We start from the raw sequence: 18409 nt of genomic DNA on the forward strand, positions 1-18409 counted from the left end.
AAGGGTGACGAGTTTTGATCTATACTGATAAGTTGCCCTGATTTAATTTAAACCTTAGTCTAACTTTCATTAAGAGTCATGCGAACCCACTACTGCGGCAATCTCCGATCTACCGATATTGGCGAAACGGTTACCCTCTGCGGATGGGTTGATCGACGCCGCGATCATGGTGGTGTGATATTTTTGGATTTACGCGATCGCACAGGCATTGTCCAAATTGTCAGCGATCCCGAACGAACCCCCGACTCCTACAACACCGCCGAAAGTTTGCGGAATGAATATGTTGTTAAAATTACCGGGCGAGTGTCTCAACGTCCTCCAGAGTCCCTTAACCCTAAACTCGCTACCGGAGAAATTGAAATTTATGCGGCGCAAATTGAACTCCTCAACGGACTCGGAAAACAGTTACCTTTTCAAATTTCCGCTTCAGAAACCGAGACGGTACGGGAAGATTTACGCCTAAAATATCGGTATTTAGATTTACGTCGAGAACGCATGACTCGCAATTTACAATTGCGTCATGAAGTTGTGAAAGCCATGCGGCGTTTCTTAGAAGATCAAGAACATTTTACCGAAGTTGAAACCCCAATTCTCACCCGTTCAACTCCCGAAGGCGCTAGGGATTATTTAGTTCCCAGTCGAGTTAATCCTGGGGAATGGTTCGCCTTACCCCAATCTCCTCAACTGTTCAAACAATTATTAATGGTATCGGGATTTGATCGCTATTATCAAATTGCCCGTTGTTTCCGAGATGAAGATTTACGCGCCGACCGACAACCAGAATTTACTCAATTAGATATGGAAATGAGCTTCCTGACCCAGGAAGAAATTCTGACGTTAAATGAAGCCTTAGTAGCTCATATTTTCAAAACCGTTAAAGGCATTGAAATTCCCCATCCTTTCCCCCGTTTAACCTATAAAGAAGCGATGGATCGCTATGGAAGTGATAAACCTGACACCCGCTATGGCTTAGAGTTAGTGGATGTTTCTGATATTGTTAAAGATTGTGGCTTTAAGGTATTTTCTGGGGCGGTTGCTTCGGGCGGAATTGTCAAAATTTTACCGATTCCTGGGGGAAATGAAGCGATTTCTAATATGCGAATTAAACCCGGTGGTGATATCTTTAAAGAAGCCAGCGATGCCGGAGCAAAAGGATTAGCGTTTATTCGAGTTCGAGAAGATGGTATTGATACCATTGGTGCAATTAAAGACAATTTAACCGCCGAACAAAAACAGGAAATTTTAACTCGTACCCAAGCTAAACCCGGAGATTTACTGTTATTTGGTGCAGGAGATATTGCAACGGTCAATAAAACGTTAGACCGTTTACGTCAACTCGTTGCTAAAGAATTGGAACTGATTGATTCTAATAAAATTAATTTATTATGGATTGTTGAGTTTCCGATGTTTGAATGGAATCAGGAAGAACAACGCTTAGAAGCATTACATCATCCTTTCACCTCTCCCTATCTCGATGATATTGAGGATTTACCTCATGCCAGAGCACAAGCCTACGATTTAGTGTTAAATGGCTATGAAATTGGAGGCGGCAGTTTACGAATTTATAAACGAGAAATTCAAGAAAAAGTCTTCTCAACGATTGGATTAACTATGGAGGAAGCCTACAATAAATTCGGCTTTTTATTAGAAGCATTTGAATATGGAACCCCTCCTCATGGCGGAATTGCCTACGGTTTAGATCGGTTAGTGATGTTGTTATCCGGTGAAGAATCGATTCGAGATGTGATTGCATTTCCGAAGACTCAACAAGCAGGTTGTCTGTTAACCAATGCACCCTCTGGAGTGGATCAAAAACAGTTAAAGGAACTCTACGTTGCTTCAACCTATAAACCCAAAACAAACCCATAGAAACCCTTTAAGAATCCATCCCCTCCATAATTGTTAAAGGGGGTGGAGTCTTTGTAATGACGCACTCTACATTTTTGTTGCTCTATCATGCCATTAAGTACCGCAAAAAAAATCACTTCAATAATCTTTTAAACCTTCACCTAACTGGTTATCTTTTTTTGTTTCCCGCAATAACAAATGAAACTGGGTAAAAGTCACTGCATGGGTGATTGGGCGGAAAAACCTTGATAAAATTGGGATAGTATTAAGGAAAAATTAATATTATTCTCTATTCCTGGGGATGGGAGTTTAACTTCAATGATACAGCCTGCCGAAACAGTCAAACTGTTTAACAAACAACCTGAACAACAGTATGTTGCAGGTCAAGTGATTTTTGAAGAAGGTCAACAAGGAGAAACCCTGTTTGGTATTCTCCAAGGTGAAATTGAATTATGGGTGAATGGGAAAGTGGTAGAAACCTTATTTGCGGGAGATGTGTTTGGGGAAGGGGCCTTAGTGCAACCGGATCGAACACGAGCGTCTACTGCTATTGCTAAAACCGATTGTCTGTTAGCAATTATGGATCAAGCTCGATTTTTGTTTGCGGTTCAGCAAACGCCCATGTTTGCCTTAGAAGTGCTCAAAAGTTATTCGGATCGTTTACGTCGGATGAAACACAATATTTGAGGTTAATTTGTTTGAGAAAGTACCTCTAATTCCGAGGGTTTCAAACCATTAAGATGGGCAGGGGCTGGACTGGCATCATCACAGTCCAGTTCTTCCCCGACATAAATTCCCAAAGATCGGGCGGTTGCCACCCAAAATCCATTCGGATTTAGGAATCGAGGACTATCTGCAAACACCTGCTCCAGAGGAACCGTCGTCACATGATTATTATGCCAAGCTACCATCTGGCCGTAGGTTTCCTCAGCAATTAAATCGACGGCTACCTTACCAAAAGCTGTCCCGACTAATCGATCCAACGCGGAAGGAGCACCCCCCCGTTGCACGTGACCCAGAACGGTGACTCGCGCTTCTACGCCAATATTATTTTCAATTTCTGTAGCAATATATTCTCCAATTCCCCGCAGCCTCACTTCTCCGAGGGCATCTTTATAACATCGATTTTCCCCCTCGGCGGTTTTTGCTCCTTCTGCAACAACGACAATGGCAAATTTGCGACCATAGAGGTTGCGGAGTTCTCGAATTCGCTTACAGAGGGTTTTAATCGAATAGGGAATTTCTGGGATTAAAATCGCATCCGCCCCGCCTACAATTCCTGAATGTAACGCTAAATGTCCCGTTGTCCGTCCCATGACTTCCACCACCATCACCCGGTCATGGCTGGCGGCAGTATAACTCAAACGATCTAAACAATCTAAAATCGTACTCACCGCCGAATTAAACCCAACGGATAATTCCGTATGAGCCACATCATTATCAATGGTTTTGGGGACACCGACTAAATTCCAATTGCCTTTTTGGGCGAGTTTTTGCAAAATTGCCAAGCTGCCATCACCGCCAATGGCGATCAAAGCATCCAATCCTAAATCATAATATCCCTGAATAACATCATCTGTACGGCCTTCTGTATCTCCTTTATTGATGGAACCTAAAATCGTTCCCCCCATACTTAATAAAGGATCAGTGCCATGGCGTTCTAAACCATAAGAATTTAATACAACACTTTTCCGTTCAATGAGCCCCTGAGTGGCATAGGGAATGCCGCGCACTTCCCAGTTATATTCAGATGTGGCATGATTGACAACGGCCCGAATCACGGCATTGAGACCCGGACAGTCTCCTCCACTGGTTAAAATGCCAATCCGTTTACGTTTGTTCATATTTGCCTTTGGCTGAAGCCAAATTGTCTACACTTGAATAGTAACTAGATTTTTCGAGTTTGTTAACACCTGAAGCGATAAAATTAGTCTTTTTTATCCTTTCTTAACGTTCGGTCAAGAAAGTTTTTTTAAATTTCCACACAAAATCTCGGCTTCTTGAAATTTATTCAATTTTATATGAATAAATTTCAGATTCAGATGAGCATTTCCTTAAGATAACAGGAAGAATTAACCTGAACAATCAAGACTTGTGCTACAGTCTATCCCTAGTTGTAGCTTGAATAATCAAGTTACTTTTCATTTGGTCAAAAGGAGTAAATTATATGCCGTTAAGAGTAGGAATTAATGGATTTGGTCGCATTGGTCGTTTAGTTATGCGGTCGGCCATTAATCACCCCGATGTGGAATTTGTGGGAATTAATGATTTAGTTCCCCCGGATAACTTAGCTTATTTGTTCAAATATGACTCAACTCATGGGGTGTTTCCGGGTACGGTAGAAGCCAAAGAAGATGGCATTTTAGTAGACGGACGTTTTATTCGTTGTACAGCAATTAAAGACCCAACCCAACTTCCTTGGAAAGAAGATACCGTCGATTATGTGGTGGAATGTACCGGGTTATTTACCAATTATGACGGCGCTTACAAACATATTGAAGCGGGTGCAAAACGGGTAATTATTTCCGCCCCCACCAAAGACCCGGATAAAGTGAAAACCTTATTAGTCGGGGTGAACCATGAAGAATATGACCCCCAAGCCCATTTAATTGTTTCTAATGCCAGTTGTACCACCAACTGTTTAGCCCCCGTTGCTAAAGTGATTCAAGATAACTTTGGGTTAGCCGAAGGGTTAATGACCACAGTTCACGCCATGACAGCAACTCAACCCACCGTTGATGGCCCTAGTAAGAAAGATTGGCGGGGAGGACGCGGCGCGGCGCAAAATATTATTCCGGCGTCTACCGGGGCGGCGAAAGCTGTTACCTTAGTGTTACCGCAGTTAAAAGGCAGACTCACCGGGATGGCGTTTCGAGTTCCTACCCCCGATGTCTCAGTGGTTGACTTAACCTTCCGCACAGAAAAAGCCACCAGCTACGCAGAAATCTGTGCCGCGATGAAAGCCGCAGCCGAAGGCCCAATGAAAGGGATTTTAAGCTATACCGAAGATGAAGTGGTTTCTTCAGATTTTACCACAGATCCCAGTTCCAGTACCTTTGATGCTAAAGCAGGTATTGAACTGAATTCTAATTTCTTCAAAATTGTGGCTTGGTATGACAATGAATGGGGTTATTCTTGTCGTGTTGTTGATTTGATGATTTCAATGGCGAAAAAAGACGGAATTCTGTAATTATTCACAGAAACCGGGTTTCTCAAAATCTTATGAATCTAATGTAGAAACCGGGTTTCTCAAAAATTGTAAATGACTCACAGAAACCGGGTTTCTTAAGATATCTTAATTTTTTATAATGAATCTCATGCAGAAACCCGGTTTCTAAAAAATTATTTTATATTTTAGGATTATTAACCCATCATCCCTTCAATTTAAGATGACATCCTTAAATCTGTGCTACAGATAATTAGAGAACCCATGAAGCCGTAAAAATTGCCCATTGCCAGAGTACCACTTCTCTATTCGTAATTCGTAATTCGTAATTCATAATTCGTAAACACCCACCTTGCAAAAATAGACTTTTTATTCAATATTTGAAGAAGTCACCTTTGCTAACGTCCTATCCATGTCAGACTCAAACCCAAACCTAAAGACCCCTGAACGCGGATATTTAACGCTTCTCCTCCCCGTTGCGGTGGTTTTGTTTATCCTTCAGAAAGCATTCCCCTTAGCCATTTTAACTGTTGGGGGATGGGGGTCTTGGCGGATGTGGAAATATTATCAACAGCGTCAGCAGCATCAATTAGAAACCTTGGATGACGTTTTTTATCGACTCATTCGGGAAAACCAAGGACGCATTACCGCCTTAGATTTAGCCATGCACTCGAAACAGTCGGGCACGAAAGTCCAAGACTATCTTGACCAACGCGCCACCGAGTTCGCCGCCCAGTATGAAATTACCGACACTGGGGGAATGATTTACTATTTTCCCACTGCTCAACCTGTTTCTACCCTTGCACAACCTGTTCCCTCACCCCCGGCGGAAAAACCGAAATCAGTGGTTTTATTTCCGGTTAAACCTCTCTCTGATGCAGTTTTATCCTCAACGTTAAACCAGTCGGAACTCGCTCAACGCTTAGGAGTGCATCCTACGACTCTGAGTAAGTGGAAAACGAAACCGGAATTTTCAGAATGGAGTTATCAACGTGACCCAGAAGCGATCGCTTGGAATTATTCTGCTGATACCAAACGTTTCTCTCCCCAAAACCCTCAGAAGAAAATCGGTAAAATCAGTGAGTTAATGAAGAAAAATAAAGTTTAGGATCTCTAGGAATTCTGTTGTTCAAATCAGTGGGTACTCCTACAACCGTTATTATGCTTCCTTTCCGTTCTCAACGCCCTATTTTACCGAAAGTGATCACAATGCCTGGTCAAAAATCGGAAGCAACACTTGATCAAAATTTAGATCAATAGAATATTAAGACCTAAGTTTCTGCAAAAATAGCTTAATCGGTTTCATCCCGATTTTCATCTTCTAACGCTTGAATTTGCAGCAATAACTCTTCTTCTTGAGCTTCAAACTCGTCTTCGGTAATCTCTCCCATATCAAATGCTAACTGAAGCGCTAATAACCGCTTGCTTAAATTTTCTTTATCATCTCGTTCGGTTTCAGCGCGTTCTAAGATTTGTTCACCGATCCAGATTAGACTGTTAAAGGGTGCTGTTATTGGAGATAATAATAATCGTAATACCATACAGAACACCTCGGATTAAGGGTCGAGTTGGACACAATTAAACGGGGCTGTAAAATGATTATAGCCCATTCCTAAGCGATCATTCAAATCGTGATCTAGTTCTTCAATGTGATCACTGAATTCTGGTTGACTTTCTGCGATCGCAATGACATCTATCATAACAAGTCAATTTTGTCAAGATATCGGTTTAGGCTTGAAGCTTCCTGCCCTAAAATTTGTGTATTGCTAAATTGCTTTTGGGTCAAGATCTCATGATTTTTAACGACAGCATGGGGGTTTTAAGCTGGGTTTTTACCGATAGACACAATAAGCCCTTGACAGGTATTTCCTTAAGCGTACCAGAACCCCCATTCTCTCGTCAACTATTTGAGAGTAATGTTCAATAAAAAATCAAAATTTCCTGACAATCTTTAAAATAACAAAACTTGATTCAAAAATAAATTATAAAAACTTATCAACATATAGCGATATCAGGATCAGTATTCATGAAAGCCCTGAATTGATGAAATAGTCAATTAGATAATTAATCCCCAAAACTACTGTGATTTCCTGGTAGGGGCGAGGTTACCTCGCCCTGACAATTGATTAAAACTGACTATAGTTGTTGTAAACTCGCCTTTTTTTGCGAATTAAATGCTGGCGTGTGTGCCAATTTTACCCATCTATGGATATTGGATAGAGATAATTTTTTCATCGGGTTTAAGTTTGAAAAAGCGATCGCCTGTACCATCTTTGGGTGAGAGATGAATTTGATCCGTCGGGATATGAACAATGCGATTTTCACTGGTTAAAAGATGAACTTGTTTATGGGGTTTAGCCGGTGCAATTCCCGCTAAAGTATCATCAGGGGATTTAAAATTCAGCATGGAAATTCCAATTCCGCCTCGGTTACTACTGCGGATATGTTCCATCGAAATTCGTTTAATATACCCTTGTTCTGTAACTAATAATAAACTGCTTTTTGGCGATAAAGTGACACATCCGATTAAATATTCTTTTTGTCGTAACCGAGTCGCTTGAGATCCTTGGGCGGCTTTCCCCATTGGGGGAAGTTGTTCATCATTAATATCCAAGCGGAGAAGTCGTCCCCCAGATGTCGCTAATACCACTTTTTCGTCGGGTTTAGAAAGGGTTGCAAACCATAATTCATCATCTTCTTTCAGTTTAACAATGGTACTCCCCCGGTTGGTTAATTCGCTTAATTCTGTTAAAGGTAAACGTTTAATTTTCCCTTGTTGGGTTAAGGTAATTAAATCCGTTTTATCAGGAAAAGCCGATAATAAAAATTCAGCGATAATTAAGTCCTGGGGATTAACAGATGTATCCTTAGAAGCAGAGGGAGATAATAAGGTAATAATCGGTTTCCCTTTAGAACGATTATTCCCCAGGGGAATATCCGCCACACTCAACGGATAGGCTTTTCCAGTTCGCATAATCATCACCAAATTTTGACGGGTGCGAGTGCTATAGGTTTGGGTGATAAAATCATCATTTTCTTCAATTTGAATCTCCGTCCGAATGTCATTATTATTGCGTTTAGAATCATTGGTTTTAGGGGACAGTCGCCGAATATAACCGCGATGACTAACTTCTACAACCGTTTCTTCATCCACTGGTGGTAAGGGTTGTAATAAATCAGGAGAAACCGATAATTCTACCGCTTTTTCTGTGGATTTTTTCGAGGTTTTCTCTTCAGTTTTATCCCCCGATGCAATGGCTGTTTGACCCTTGGGGGTAATAATTCGAGTTCGTCGTTCATCTCCATATTTTCGCTTCAGGGTTCGGAATTCTTTTTTTAAGGATTTCAACAGTTCAGGACGTTCATTTAATAACCGTCTTAACTGTTGAATTTGAGTCGTTAATTGACTAAACTCTTCTTGTAACTTTTGCCGTTCTAACCCGGTTAATCGACGCATGGGCATGGATAAAATAGCATCAGATTGAGCATCACTAAAGCCTAATTGATCTTCTAAGGTTAATTTTGCCGTTGAACCATCGGGGGCATTCCTTAAAATATCAATCAAATTATCTAAATGTTCTAAAGCAATTAATAATCCCTCAACTAAATGACATCTACGTTCTGCTACTTCTAATTCATGGCGGTATTGACGAGTTAAGGTGTGTTCCCGAAAGGTAAGGAACTCTTGGAGAATTTGTTTTAAACTTAATTGTCTGGGTTGACCATTAACTAAAGCCAGAAAAATTGCCCCAAATTTCGTCATTAATTCTGTTTGCTGATAGAGATGATGTAAAACAACTTCGGGGGTAGCTTCTCGTTTTAATTCTATAACAACTCGAATGCCTTCGCGATCGCTTTCATCTCGAATATCCGAAATCCCATCTAATTTTCCCGCATTAACTAACCCTGCAATTTTTTCAATCCAACTCGCTTTATTGACTTGAAACGGTAATTCTGTCACCACAATTGCGGTTTTAGTTCGGCGTTTTTGAGCCGTTGGAACTTCCTCAACTTTGGCAATTCCGCGAACCACAATACTACCTTTTCCTTGGGTATAAGCTTCTGTAATGCCTTCTGTACTAATAATTTCGCCCCCCGTTGGAAAATCTGGCCCCGGAATCAATTCCATTAATTGTTGATCCGATAATTCAGGATGATCAATTAAAGCAATTAACCCATCAACCACCTCCCCTAAATTATGAGGCGGAATATTCGTCGCCATCCCGACAGCAATTCCCGATGAGCCATTCAATAATAAAAACGGAAGTTGGGCGGGTAAAACCGTCGGTTCCTGTTGAGAATTATCAAAATTACTAATAAAATTAACCGTTGCTTCCCCGACTTGGGACAATAACCCTTCATGACCAATGGCCGCCAGACGAGTTTCGGTGTAGCGCATGGCGGCTGGAGGGTCATTATCTACAGACCCAAAATTGCCATGACCCGCCAACAGAGGATAACGACTGGAAAACTCCTGAACCAGTCGCACTAAAGCATCATAAACCGATTGATCCCCGTGAGGATGATATTTCCCCAACACATCCCCAACCACGCGGGCACATTTGCGGTAGGGACGCTCAGGAGTTAAGCCTAATTCGTGCATCGCGTACATAATCCGACGATGAACCGGTTTTAACCCATCACGAACATCTGGCAACGCCCGTCCAACGATCACACTCATGGCGTATTCGAGGTACGACTGTTGCATCTCCGTATGCAGCGATGTGGTGATCACTTGCCCAGAAAAGAGGTTTAATTGTTTAGCCATGAGTTTAGGTGAGTCGACAGGGATAGGGTTTTGATCTGAGATGATGTCGTGATAGGGTGTTTCCACTCCATCTCGCTCACAAGGGTCTGTTGATCTGACCCTTACTGTTTTGAGGATAACCAATTGCGTTCAATTTGACGAGTCAATCAAGTTTTAGGCAATGGACAAAGGGGTTGATCTAAGATCTCAGTAATTGTACGGAGCAATTGGGATTTAGGCGGAATTTTGGCGAGAATAGAGACAACAGACTCAGGAAAATTCAGCATTTTTTTGCTGTTTTTTCAAGGAAAAGTCTTTTACTCTAAGATCAGATCATACTGAATCTGCTATCAATTCAACCGAGAAAAGGGTGAAACAAACGCTGTGCTCCTGAAAACCAGACGCTTTTGGATGGGTTTCCGTTTGCCAACTCTTGGAAAGGGCGTGGTATGATGGCAATTCGGTACTGGAGAGTATGTCCGGTGGGAGACTCAAATGAAGACCGTTCTGATTGTAGAAGACGATCAAGTTAATGCTCGTGTTTTTTCAAAAATTTTGACAAAACGGGGTGGATTAGCCGTTAAACACACGGAAAATGTGGAAGAAGTCATGGAGATGGCTCGAACTGGGGAAGCCGACTTAATTTTAATGGACGTTTCCCTAGCCCGTAGTGTCTATCAAGGTAAAGCCGTTGATGGAATTAAAATTACACAAGAGCTTAAAAAGAATGCTGAAACGGCTAAAGTTCCGATTATTTTAGTCACGGCTCACGCTATGGCCGGAGATCGGGAAGATTTTCTAGCTCAAAGTGGTGCCGATGACTATATCTCGAAACCCGTTATTGATCATCAAAAGTTCGTGGATAAAATTAAATCCTTTTTGCCACCAGAGGAGTAAGCTGCAAGAGGGTTACTGGGGAATTTAATTGAGAGGGACTCATCTTGATCTTTTTTCCAGTCCCTACCTCTTGTATTCCTAAACATCTAGGGAGATGAAGGTTGAGCGTCTTTAACTTCAACCAAGATTTTTTGCATTTGAGGTGTGGCTAAGAATTTTTGGGTGTCGTTTAATAAGCGATCACCCCACAGATTTTCTTTGAGATACTCAAAATCCGCATAACGACTATCCAGACCAAGAGCCATTTCTCCGAGAGATAACGCTTCTTGGGTTTGACCTTTTTGATACAGCGCAACGGCTAACGCTAAAATCGGTTCTGCGGCTTTGGGGTCGATGGTGATAGCTTGTCGCCATTTGGCGATGGCGGTCTCAATTTCTCCTTGTTCATATTTCACCAACCCCACATTATTAATCGCCGGCCAAAGGTTTTTTTCTTGAGCAAAGGCTTTCTCATATTGCAAAATGGCTTGTTCAAACCGCCCCAATTTATAATAAGCATTGCCTAAATCAAATAAAGCCCCTGGAACATTGGGGTCAGCTTTTAAAGCGGCTTCTAAAAATTGAATGGATTTTTGATAGTCGCCTTTTTTAAAGTAAGCTTCTCCTAAAATAAATTGAACCCCGGCTTCGCGCGGTGCTAAGTTACTAGCTTTTTGCAGTAACTCAATTCCTTTATCGAGGTTTTCTAATTGTAAATATAAACTTCCTAATAATGCCCAAGCTTGATAATTTTCTGGGATTAATTGAGTGGCGAGTTCAGCACGAGGTAAGGCTAATTGATATTGTTGAAATCGGGTTAACTGAGCCGCTTCTTCCAGTAATCCTAATCCGGTTTGTTCAAGTTGTTCTGAATTAAGTGCGGGGGTATAGGGAATTAAAGCTTGTCCCATGACGGGTTGAGCGATATTCCACAGACTGAGGGTAGCGAGAACGGACAGAATTAGAGTTCGATTTGGCACAGTCAAAGCCTTAATGCAATGCGTTTCCTTTTCTTTTATAGCACAGACCGAACAATGGTTTTTAAATAAACGGTAATAAAATCTCAAATTCTGTCCCGATTCCCGGTTGAGATCGAAATTTGAACTGTCCTCCATGTTTAGCCGTCACAATATGATAGCTCAAAGATAAACTGGTTTCTTGGCGACTTTGTTTAGGAATAGAAAATGAGTCTAAGATTTGCTGTTGCTCTTCGGGGGATAGCCCCGGACTATTATCAGCAATGCGAATGGAAACCCAGCGTTGTTGAGGGGTTTCAGACGAGTGGGTTTGAGATGAATCTAAACTAATCATCTCAGTTGTAATCACAATTTGAGGAAGTTCTGAGGGTTCAACGCCTTGAGTATTTCCATATTCATCAACCCAATCTTGTTTAATCGCTTGATTCAGTAAAGCATCAAATCCATGAATCAGCACATTAATAAAAACTTGGTTTAATTGTCCAATATAACAGGTGACAGGAGGTAAATGACCATAATTTTTAATAATTTTTATATCTCGATCAATTCGACTTTTTATTAACAGTAAAATACTATCTAAATGGCTATGTAAATCCGCAGGTTTCGGATGAATTTCATCAATATGGCAAAAATTTTGTAAACTGGTGGCTAATTTGCTGAGTCGTTCTGTGCCACTTTTAATACTCGATAAAATTCGCGGAAAATCTTGACGTAAAAAATCAAATTCAATTTCTTCTTTTAATTCTTCAATGGCTGAAATTGGTTGAGGATAATTAATATCATAAGCATCCAAAAGTTGAATTAAACTTTCACTATATGCGATCAGATAAGTTAAATTTCCCCAAATAAATCCAACGGGATCTAAAATTTCATGGGCGACCCCATCTACTAATCGTCCTAAACTTGCCATTTTTTCACTTTTTAAGAGTTGAACCTGAGTTCGTTCATAGCGAACTTGGGTTTCAATTCCTCGAATTTGCCAATATGCTAAATTGAGTTCATGACTATTTAAAAGCCGATAGGGAACCATCCAAGAATCATGCGGCGGAGACGACCAATTTCCTTGAACTACAATGGGATCGACATATCCGGGTGCAGACCGTTTTAAAGCTTGTTGATTTGCAGTTAAAATCGAAGTTTGTGCCGATAAAACTAATAGGGGTGTGCCAAGATAACTATAAATAACATCCAGAGATTCATCTAAAAATAATTCTAATCCTTTTGGACGTAAGAAAAACTCTAACAGTGCTCGCCGAGAAACCATCCCTAAAAACTCTGATTCGTTGTTTTCTTTTTCATCGACAATAATCACACCCGGAAGCAAGGGATGTCTTTCAAATTGTTGAACCAGAGAACGGACAGAACAACTTAAAACCGCTTGGAAATCATACAACGGTAAATCTTCCAGGGTCGATTCTAATCCTAAATCTCCCCCAGTAGGATTTTCCCATAAATACGGTATAGATACTTCGGTCAAGGCTGTTTACCACCCGTATTAATGACACAGTTCGCTACAAAATAGATTAACATTAAGTTTTAAAAATTCGACTAAAAATCAATTAATTTTAAATTACCAATGGGGATTCTGTTGAAGTAAGGCTTGGGCGATATTGGCGTCAACCGGAGGAGAAAAATAATAACCCTGTCCTTCCTCACAGCCTAAACTTCTGAGTAAGGACAACTGTTCTGCGGTTTCTACCCCTTCTGCGGTAATCGTCATATTCAGATGATGGGCTAGGGTAATAATTGCTTGAAGAATTTCTAAATTTTGGCAAGTTTCACGCAGGGGTTTAATAAAAGATCGATCAATTTTGAGATGATCCAGAGGAAATCGATGTAAATAGCTTAAAGAGGAATATCCTGTGCCAAAATCATCAATACTTAACTGAATATTGCGATCTCGGAGTTGTTGTAAAATCTCCGTTGCTAATTCAGGATTATCCATAATAGCACTTTCTGTAATTTCTAGTTTTAGATATTGACTATTTAATTGGGTTTTGAGTATAATTTTATCAATATTTTGAATTAAATTAACTTGAGAAAATTGTTTGACGGATAAATTGACACTCATTTTAATTAAGTCTTTCAGTAAACCTTGATCTTGCCAATTTTTTAACTGTTGACAAGCTTGTTGTAACACCCATAACCCAATGGGAATAATTAATCCTGTTTCTTCGGCGGCGGGAATAAAATCCCCAGGAGAAATTAACCCTTTTTGGGGATGTTGCCATCGTAATAAAGCTTCAAAACCCGTAATTCTTCCGGTTGCTAAGGAAATAATCGGTTGATAATATAAGATAAATTCTTGACGATGTAAAGCCCGTCGTAAATCGGTTTCTAATTCTAAGCGTTGTTGCGCTTGGTAGTGCATTTGAGTATCAAAAATTTGATAGCGAGCTTTCCCTTGAGCTTTGGCTTGATACATCGCAATATCTGCATCTCTTAATAAATGTTCAGGTTGTTCATAGGTTCGATTTCCCACCACAATTCCAATACTGGCATTAATAAATAATTCTTGATCATCAAATTCAAACGGCCAACTCATAGAAATTTGGATTTTTTGAGCTAAACGAATGGCATCTTCAGAATCTTGAATATTTTCTAATAAAATTGTGAATTCATCTCCCCCAAATCGAGCTAACATATCCGTCGGATCTAAATGAATTTTAAGACGGCGAGCAATGGCAATTAAGAGCCGATCTCCTGCAAAATGACCCAAGGAATCATTCACTACTTTAAAGCGATCGCAATCTAAAAATAACACAGCAAATTGATAATCTGGTTCCTTCTGGGTACGTTTTAAAGATTGCATCAACTGATTCATAAATAACACACGGTTGGGTAAACTGGTAAGAGCATCATGGGAAGCCATGTGTAACAATCGTTTTTGTGTTTTTTGATGTTCGATGATCTCTTGTTCTAGCCGTTGGTTTAAAGTTTTTAATTGCAAGTTTGCTAATTCTAATTCTTTCGTTCGTTCTTGAACTCGTTTCTCTAATTCTTGATTCAATTTCCGAATTTCTGCCTTAGCCATTTGTAAGGAAATTTGATTTTGAATCCGAGCAATTACTTCTTCAAATTGAAAGGGTTTACTAATATAATCAACACCCCCCGCTTCAAAGGCTTTCACTTTATCAATCACTTCATTGAGAGAACTAAAAAAAATCACAGGAATATCAGAAGTTTTTTGATTTTTTTTGAGATGTTTACAAATCGTATAACCATCCATATCTGACATTTTTATGTCAAGGAGGATTAAATCAGGGGGTAAAGTTTGTACCGCCTGAATTGCCATTTTTCCGGTCATGACTTCGCGAACTTGATACCCAAGCTCCATTAAAGTCGTGGACAAAACTCTTAAATTTTCTAGGGTATTATCTACAATTAAAATATCAGCTTTAAACGCTTGATGAGAAAAATTATTCATTTCTAAGTCACTGTATGTAATCAATCGAGTCTCTCAGCAAAACAACAATCATTCATTAGCACCATTAGATCAGAATCTCTAGGGTAATGAAATGATAAAATTTTGGAGAGAAGAGGTCAGGAGGATATCAGTTCCCTACCGTTAAATGGTGAGTCATGATTTCTAAGATAACAAAGTTTTGTAATCGAATCACAGTCTAGTATAAAATTATAAGATATTTTGAAAACGCAGTTAGATCCGAGGTAAAAATCAACTGTATTCTTGATGGGCATCTAAGGGTATAATACAATTCTTGTTTTCCTGATTTCAATGTCAGAAGGATTAACCGTGCAAACTCAACAACGGCCGATCGCTGTAGATTTATTTGCGGGTGCGGGAGGAATGACCCTCGGCTTTGAACAGGCGGGGTTTGATGTTTTAGCCGCAGTAGAACTTGATCCCATTCATTGTGCGACCCATGAATATAATTTCCGTTTTTGTAAAATTTTATGTCGCAATATTGAACAGGTGAAAGGATTAGAAATTAGGAATTATTCTGAGATAGGTCATCGAGATATTGATGTTGTGTTTGGAGGCCCACCTTGTCAGGGTTTTTCCTTAATTGGAAAACGAGCGTTTGATGACCCGCGAAATCATTTAATGTTTCATTTTATCCGGTTGATTTTTGAATTACAGCCGAAATATTTTGTTTTAGAAAATGTTCCGGGTTTAACCATTGGCAAACATCGACAATTTATCGCTGAGATTATTGAAACACTGGATAAAAATGGCTATAAAGTTGTAGAACCTTATCAAGTTTTAACTGCGTCCTATTATGGTGTTCCTCAAGATCGCTCTCGTTTATTTCTATTAGGATGTCGGGGAGATTTCCCATTACCAGGTTATCCTCATCCATTAACAAAACCCCCGAAAATTAATTCTAAAACCAAGGCTGAATTTCTGACACTTCCATCTTGTCCGACGGTTTGGGATGCCATTGGAGATTTACCAACCATTGAGCAATATCCTGAATTATTCTTAAAAGATTGTATTTTAGCGGAATATAAAAAACCAAGTTTTTATGCTAAAATCATGAGAGGTTTAGTTCAGTTAGGAAATAATTTTTCCTATCCCAGATTTTTTGATTCTCGATTGTTAACCTGTAGTTTGCGATCGCAACATAACCCCACATCAATTGCTCGGTTTGAAGCAACAGAATGGGGAAAAACTGAAAAAGTTAGTCGATTTCATAAACTTAATCCCAACGGATTATGTAATACTTTAAGAGCCGGAACTCCAAGTAACCGAGGTGCATTTACCTCTCCTCGTCCCATTCATCCCTATTCTCCCCGTTGTATTACCGTTCGAGAAGCCGCCCGGTTACATTCCTATCCTGATTGGTTTAGATTTCAGGGGACAAAATGGCATGGATTTCGACAAGTAGGTAACTCTGTTCCGCCTTTATTAGCAAAAGCAATTGCTTCAGAAATTATCAAGGTTTTGGGGATAATTCCTGAGCAACCCACCGAACAAAAATTATTAGGAAACCAAAGGTTACTTTATTTGAATCGAGTACAAGCTGCCCAATATTATAATGTTGATCCCAATTGGATCGAACCCAGAAAAAGAGGATATAAAAATTAAATTTAGTAACAGTCAACTATTTGAGATCCTAAGAAAAGCAATTTCTGGTAAAATTAAAGAAGATAAAGTTAAGTTTAGACTCCTATTCCCATTCATCCTATGGTTCAATCTATTAATCCTAAAGAATTAGATATTGCTCCCTATATTGACCATACCTTACTCAATCAAACCGCAACACCGGAACAAATTCAACAGTGTTGTTATGAAGCCGAACGCTATAAATTTGCATCGGTTTGTGTGTTTCCCAGTTATGTTCAACTCGCGAAAGAACTACTTCAAGGAAAATCCCCAAACGTCTCAACGGTTATCGGTTTTCCCACAGGAGCAACAACCTCTAAAGTTAAACTCTATGAAGCTCAAGAAGCGGTGGAAAATGGAGCCACAGAATTAGATGTTGTGATTAATTTAAGTTGGTTAAAAACAGGAAAAAGCGATAATTTACATCGAGAAATAGCAGAAATTTGTGAAGAAACCGGACAAACAGTAAAAGCAATTATTGAAACAACCGTTTTGACAGAAGATGAAAAACGCCTAGCCGTTGAAATTTTAATGGATGCAGGAATAGCTTATATTAAAACCAGTACAGGTTGGTATGGAGGCGCAACTGTTGAGGATATTCGGTTGATTAAATCAATTACAAAAGGACGAATTGGAATTAAAGCATCCGGTGGAATTAGAACCTATGAACAAGCCGTTGATTTAATTGTAGCGGGAGCAACTCGTTTAGGAACCTCTAGGGGAGTTGAGATTTTAACAACAGAAATTAATAAAAATTCGATTAAAAGTTAACCATCATAATGAGTAAAACCTATCTTGCTACAGGGATTAATTTAAAAGGAAAACCCTTTGGAGAATCTGATCGCCTTTTAACGATTTTAACACGGGAATTTGGATTAATTCGAGTGATTGCACCCGGAGCCAGAAAACCCAAATCTCGCTTAGGAGGACGCAGTGAACTATTTGTGGTGAATCAATTATTAATTGCAAAAGGGCGATCGCTGGATAAAATCACACAAGCCGAAACCGTCACCACCTATGCAGGATTAGGACAAAATTTAGGCAAATTAGCTGCGAGTCAATATTTAGCCGAATTAGTTCTCAATCAAGCCTTAAGCGAACATCCTCAAGAAGATTTATTTATCTTACTCAATGAACATTTAAACCGTTTACAAAGCCTTCCCAATTCTCCCTTAATTGCCAATTCTACCCGAATTATTGCCACTTTAACTCAAGGCATTTTCCATCTTCTCGCCCTAGCTGGAACAGCACCCCAAGTACAATTATGTTGTTTAACTCAACGTTTGCTGCGACCTAATTTTGCAGATGAACAGTGGCGAGTCGGGTTTAGTGTCGATGGGGGAGGAATTATTAACTTATCCGAATGGACAAAATTCAACAGTCCACCCCGTCCCCAACCTCAAAAATCAACTGCTATCGCCTCAAAATCCCTGGTTGTTCACGAGTCAGGGAACTCTTACACCATTGAAACCGTTCCTCAACCTAAACTTAAAATTAATACTAAACTTACCGCCCCGCAGTTAGCCATTTTGCAACACTTAGCCCAACCGCAACTCCTTGATCCAGTCTCTTCGTCCTCAGCTTGGGATTGGATGACAGTAGAACGGATATTGCGACAATATACAGAATATCATTTAGGTTATCCGATCCGTTCAGGGTTGCTGATTGATACCTTTACCCACCAATTTATTGTTGACCCACCCTTTTAACAACCAGTTCGGATATCT

At 39.9% G+C, this 18409-nt stretch carries 15 protein-coding genes; 8 read left to right on the forward strand and 7 right to left on the reverse strand.

The window, feature by feature from the left end:
* Window positions 1–78: 78 nt before the first annotated feature.
* Both aspS and ACKPEB_RS15755 read left to right on the forward strand, forming a co-directional pair.
* Window positions 79–1869, forward strand: a complete 1791-nt coding sequence (gene aspS / locus ACKPEB_RS15750) for an aspartate--tRNA ligase (RefSeq protein WP_408965884.1) — start codon at window positions 79–81, stop codon at window positions 1867–1869.
* A gap of 297 nt (window positions 1870–2166) precedes the next feature.
* Entirely contained in the window at window positions 2167–2535 is a 369-nt protein-coding gene (locus ACKPEB_RS15755) for a cyclic nucleotide-binding domain-containing protein (RefSeq protein ID WP_408965885.1), read from the forward strand.
* Window positions 2536–2537: 2 nt separating this feature from the next.
* On the opposite strand, the gene ACKPEB_RS15760 is transcribed toward ACKPEB_RS15755, so the two are convergent.
* A complete protein-coding gene (locus tag ACKPEB_RS15760; protein WP_408965886.1) occupies window positions 2538–3692 on the reverse strand; it encodes an ATP-dependent 6-phosphofructokinase in 1155 nt (384 codons plus the stop codon).
* A 323-nt stretch (window positions 3693–4015) separates the two neighbouring features.
* Here ACKPEB_RS15760 and gap point away from each other — a divergent pair, with 323 nt between their 5' ends.
* Complete coding sequence (gene gap, locus ACKPEB_RS15765) at window positions 4016–5038, forward strand: type I glyceraldehyde-3-phosphate dehydrogenase (protein ID WP_408965887.1); 1023 nt, start codon at window positions 4016–4018, stop codon at window positions 5036–5038.
* 388 nt (window positions 5039–5426) lie between these two features.
* Complete coding sequence (locus ACKPEB_RS15770; protein ID WP_408965888.1) at window positions 5427–6122, forward strand: hypothetical protein; 696 nt, start codon at window positions 5427–5429, stop codon at window positions 6120–6122.
* Window positions 6123–6306: 184 nt separating this feature from the next.
* On the opposite strand, the gene ACKPEB_RS15775 is transcribed toward ACKPEB_RS15770, so the two are convergent.
* The 3 genes from ACKPEB_RS15775 to ACKPEB_RS15785 form a co-directional block, all read right to left on the reverse strand.
* Window positions 6307–6555, reverse strand: coding sequence for a gas vesicle protein GvpG (locus ACKPEB_RS15775; RefSeq protein WP_408965889.1), 249 nt, complete (start codon window positions 6553–6555; stop codon window positions 6307–6309).
* A 15-nt stretch (window positions 6556–6570) separates the two neighbouring features.
* Entirely contained in the window at window positions 6571–6714 is a 144-nt protein-coding gene (locus ACKPEB_RS15780; RefSeq protein WP_408965890.1) for a hypothetical protein, read from the reverse strand.
* Window positions 6715–7217: 503 nt separating this feature from the next.
* Window positions 7218–9782, reverse strand: coding sequence for a DNA topoisomerase (ATP-hydrolyzing) subunit A (locus ACKPEB_RS15785; RefSeq protein ID WP_408965891.1), 2565 nt, complete (start codon window positions 9780–9782; stop codon window positions 7218–7220).
* Window positions 9783–10256: 474 nt separating this feature from the next.
* On the opposite strand from ACKPEB_RS15785, the gene ACKPEB_RS15790 reads away from it, so the two are divergent.
* Window positions 10257–10658, forward strand: coding sequence for a response regulator (locus tag ACKPEB_RS15790; protein ID WP_408965892.1), 402 nt, complete (start codon window positions 10257–10259; stop codon window positions 10656–10658).
* An 86-nt stretch (window positions 10659–10744) separates the two neighbouring features.
* Here the strand turns inward: ACKPEB_RS15790 and ACKPEB_RS15795 are convergent, their stop codons facing one another.
* The 3 genes from ACKPEB_RS15795 to ACKPEB_RS15805 all read right to left on the reverse strand — a co-directional run bounded on the left by ACKPEB_RS15795 (window position 10745) and on the right by ACKPEB_RS15805 (window position 15041).
* Window positions 10745–11617, reverse strand: a complete 873-nt coding sequence (locus tag ACKPEB_RS15795; protein ID WP_408965893.1) for a tetratricopeptide repeat protein — start codon at window positions 11615–11617, stop codon at window positions 10745–10747.
* Between the two features lie 61 nt (window positions 11618–11678).
* A complete protein-coding gene (locus ACKPEB_RS15800) occupies window positions 11679–13091 on the reverse strand; it encodes an ATP-binding protein (RefSeq protein WP_408965894.1) in 1413 nt (470 codons plus the stop codon).
* 93 nt (window positions 13092–13184) lie between these two features.
* Window positions 13185–15041, reverse strand: coding sequence for an EAL domain-containing protein (locus ACKPEB_RS15805; RefSeq protein ID WP_408965895.1), 1857 nt, complete (start codon window positions 15039–15041; stop codon window positions 13185–13187).
* A gap of 309 nt (window positions 15042–15350) precedes the next feature.
* On the opposite strand from ACKPEB_RS15805, the gene ACKPEB_RS15810 reads away from it, so the two are divergent.
* The 3 genes from ACKPEB_RS15810 (at window position 15351) to recO (ending at window position 18391) form a co-directional block, all read left to right on the forward strand.
* Complete coding sequence (locus ACKPEB_RS15810) at window positions 15351–16664, forward strand: DNA cytosine methyltransferase (protein ID WP_408965896.1); 1314 nt, start codon at window positions 15351–15353, stop codon at window positions 16662–16664.
* Between the two features lie 99 nt (window positions 16665–16763).
* The gene (gene deoC, locus ACKPEB_RS15815) at window positions 16764–17453 is read left to right on the forward strand and encodes a deoxyribose-phosphate aldolase (RefSeq protein ID WP_408965897.1); all 690 of its coding nucleotides are present in this window, start codon (window positions 16764–16766) and stop codon (window positions 17451–17453) included.
* Window positions 17454–17461: 8 nt separating this feature from the next.
* Window positions 17462–18391: a DNA repair protein RecO gene (recO, locus tag ACKPEB_RS15820; protein ID WP_408965898.1), complete on the forward strand. Its 930-nt coding sequence runs from the start codon at window positions 17462–17464 to the stop codon at window positions 18389–18391.
* The last annotated feature ends 18 nt before the right edge of the window (window positions 18392–18409 follow it).

It is taken from the genome of Planktothrix sp. (assembly GCF_046067725.1).
Classification (GTDB): domain Bacteria; phylum Cyanobacteriota; class Cyanobacteriia; order Cyanobacteriales; family Microcoleaceae; genus Planktothrix.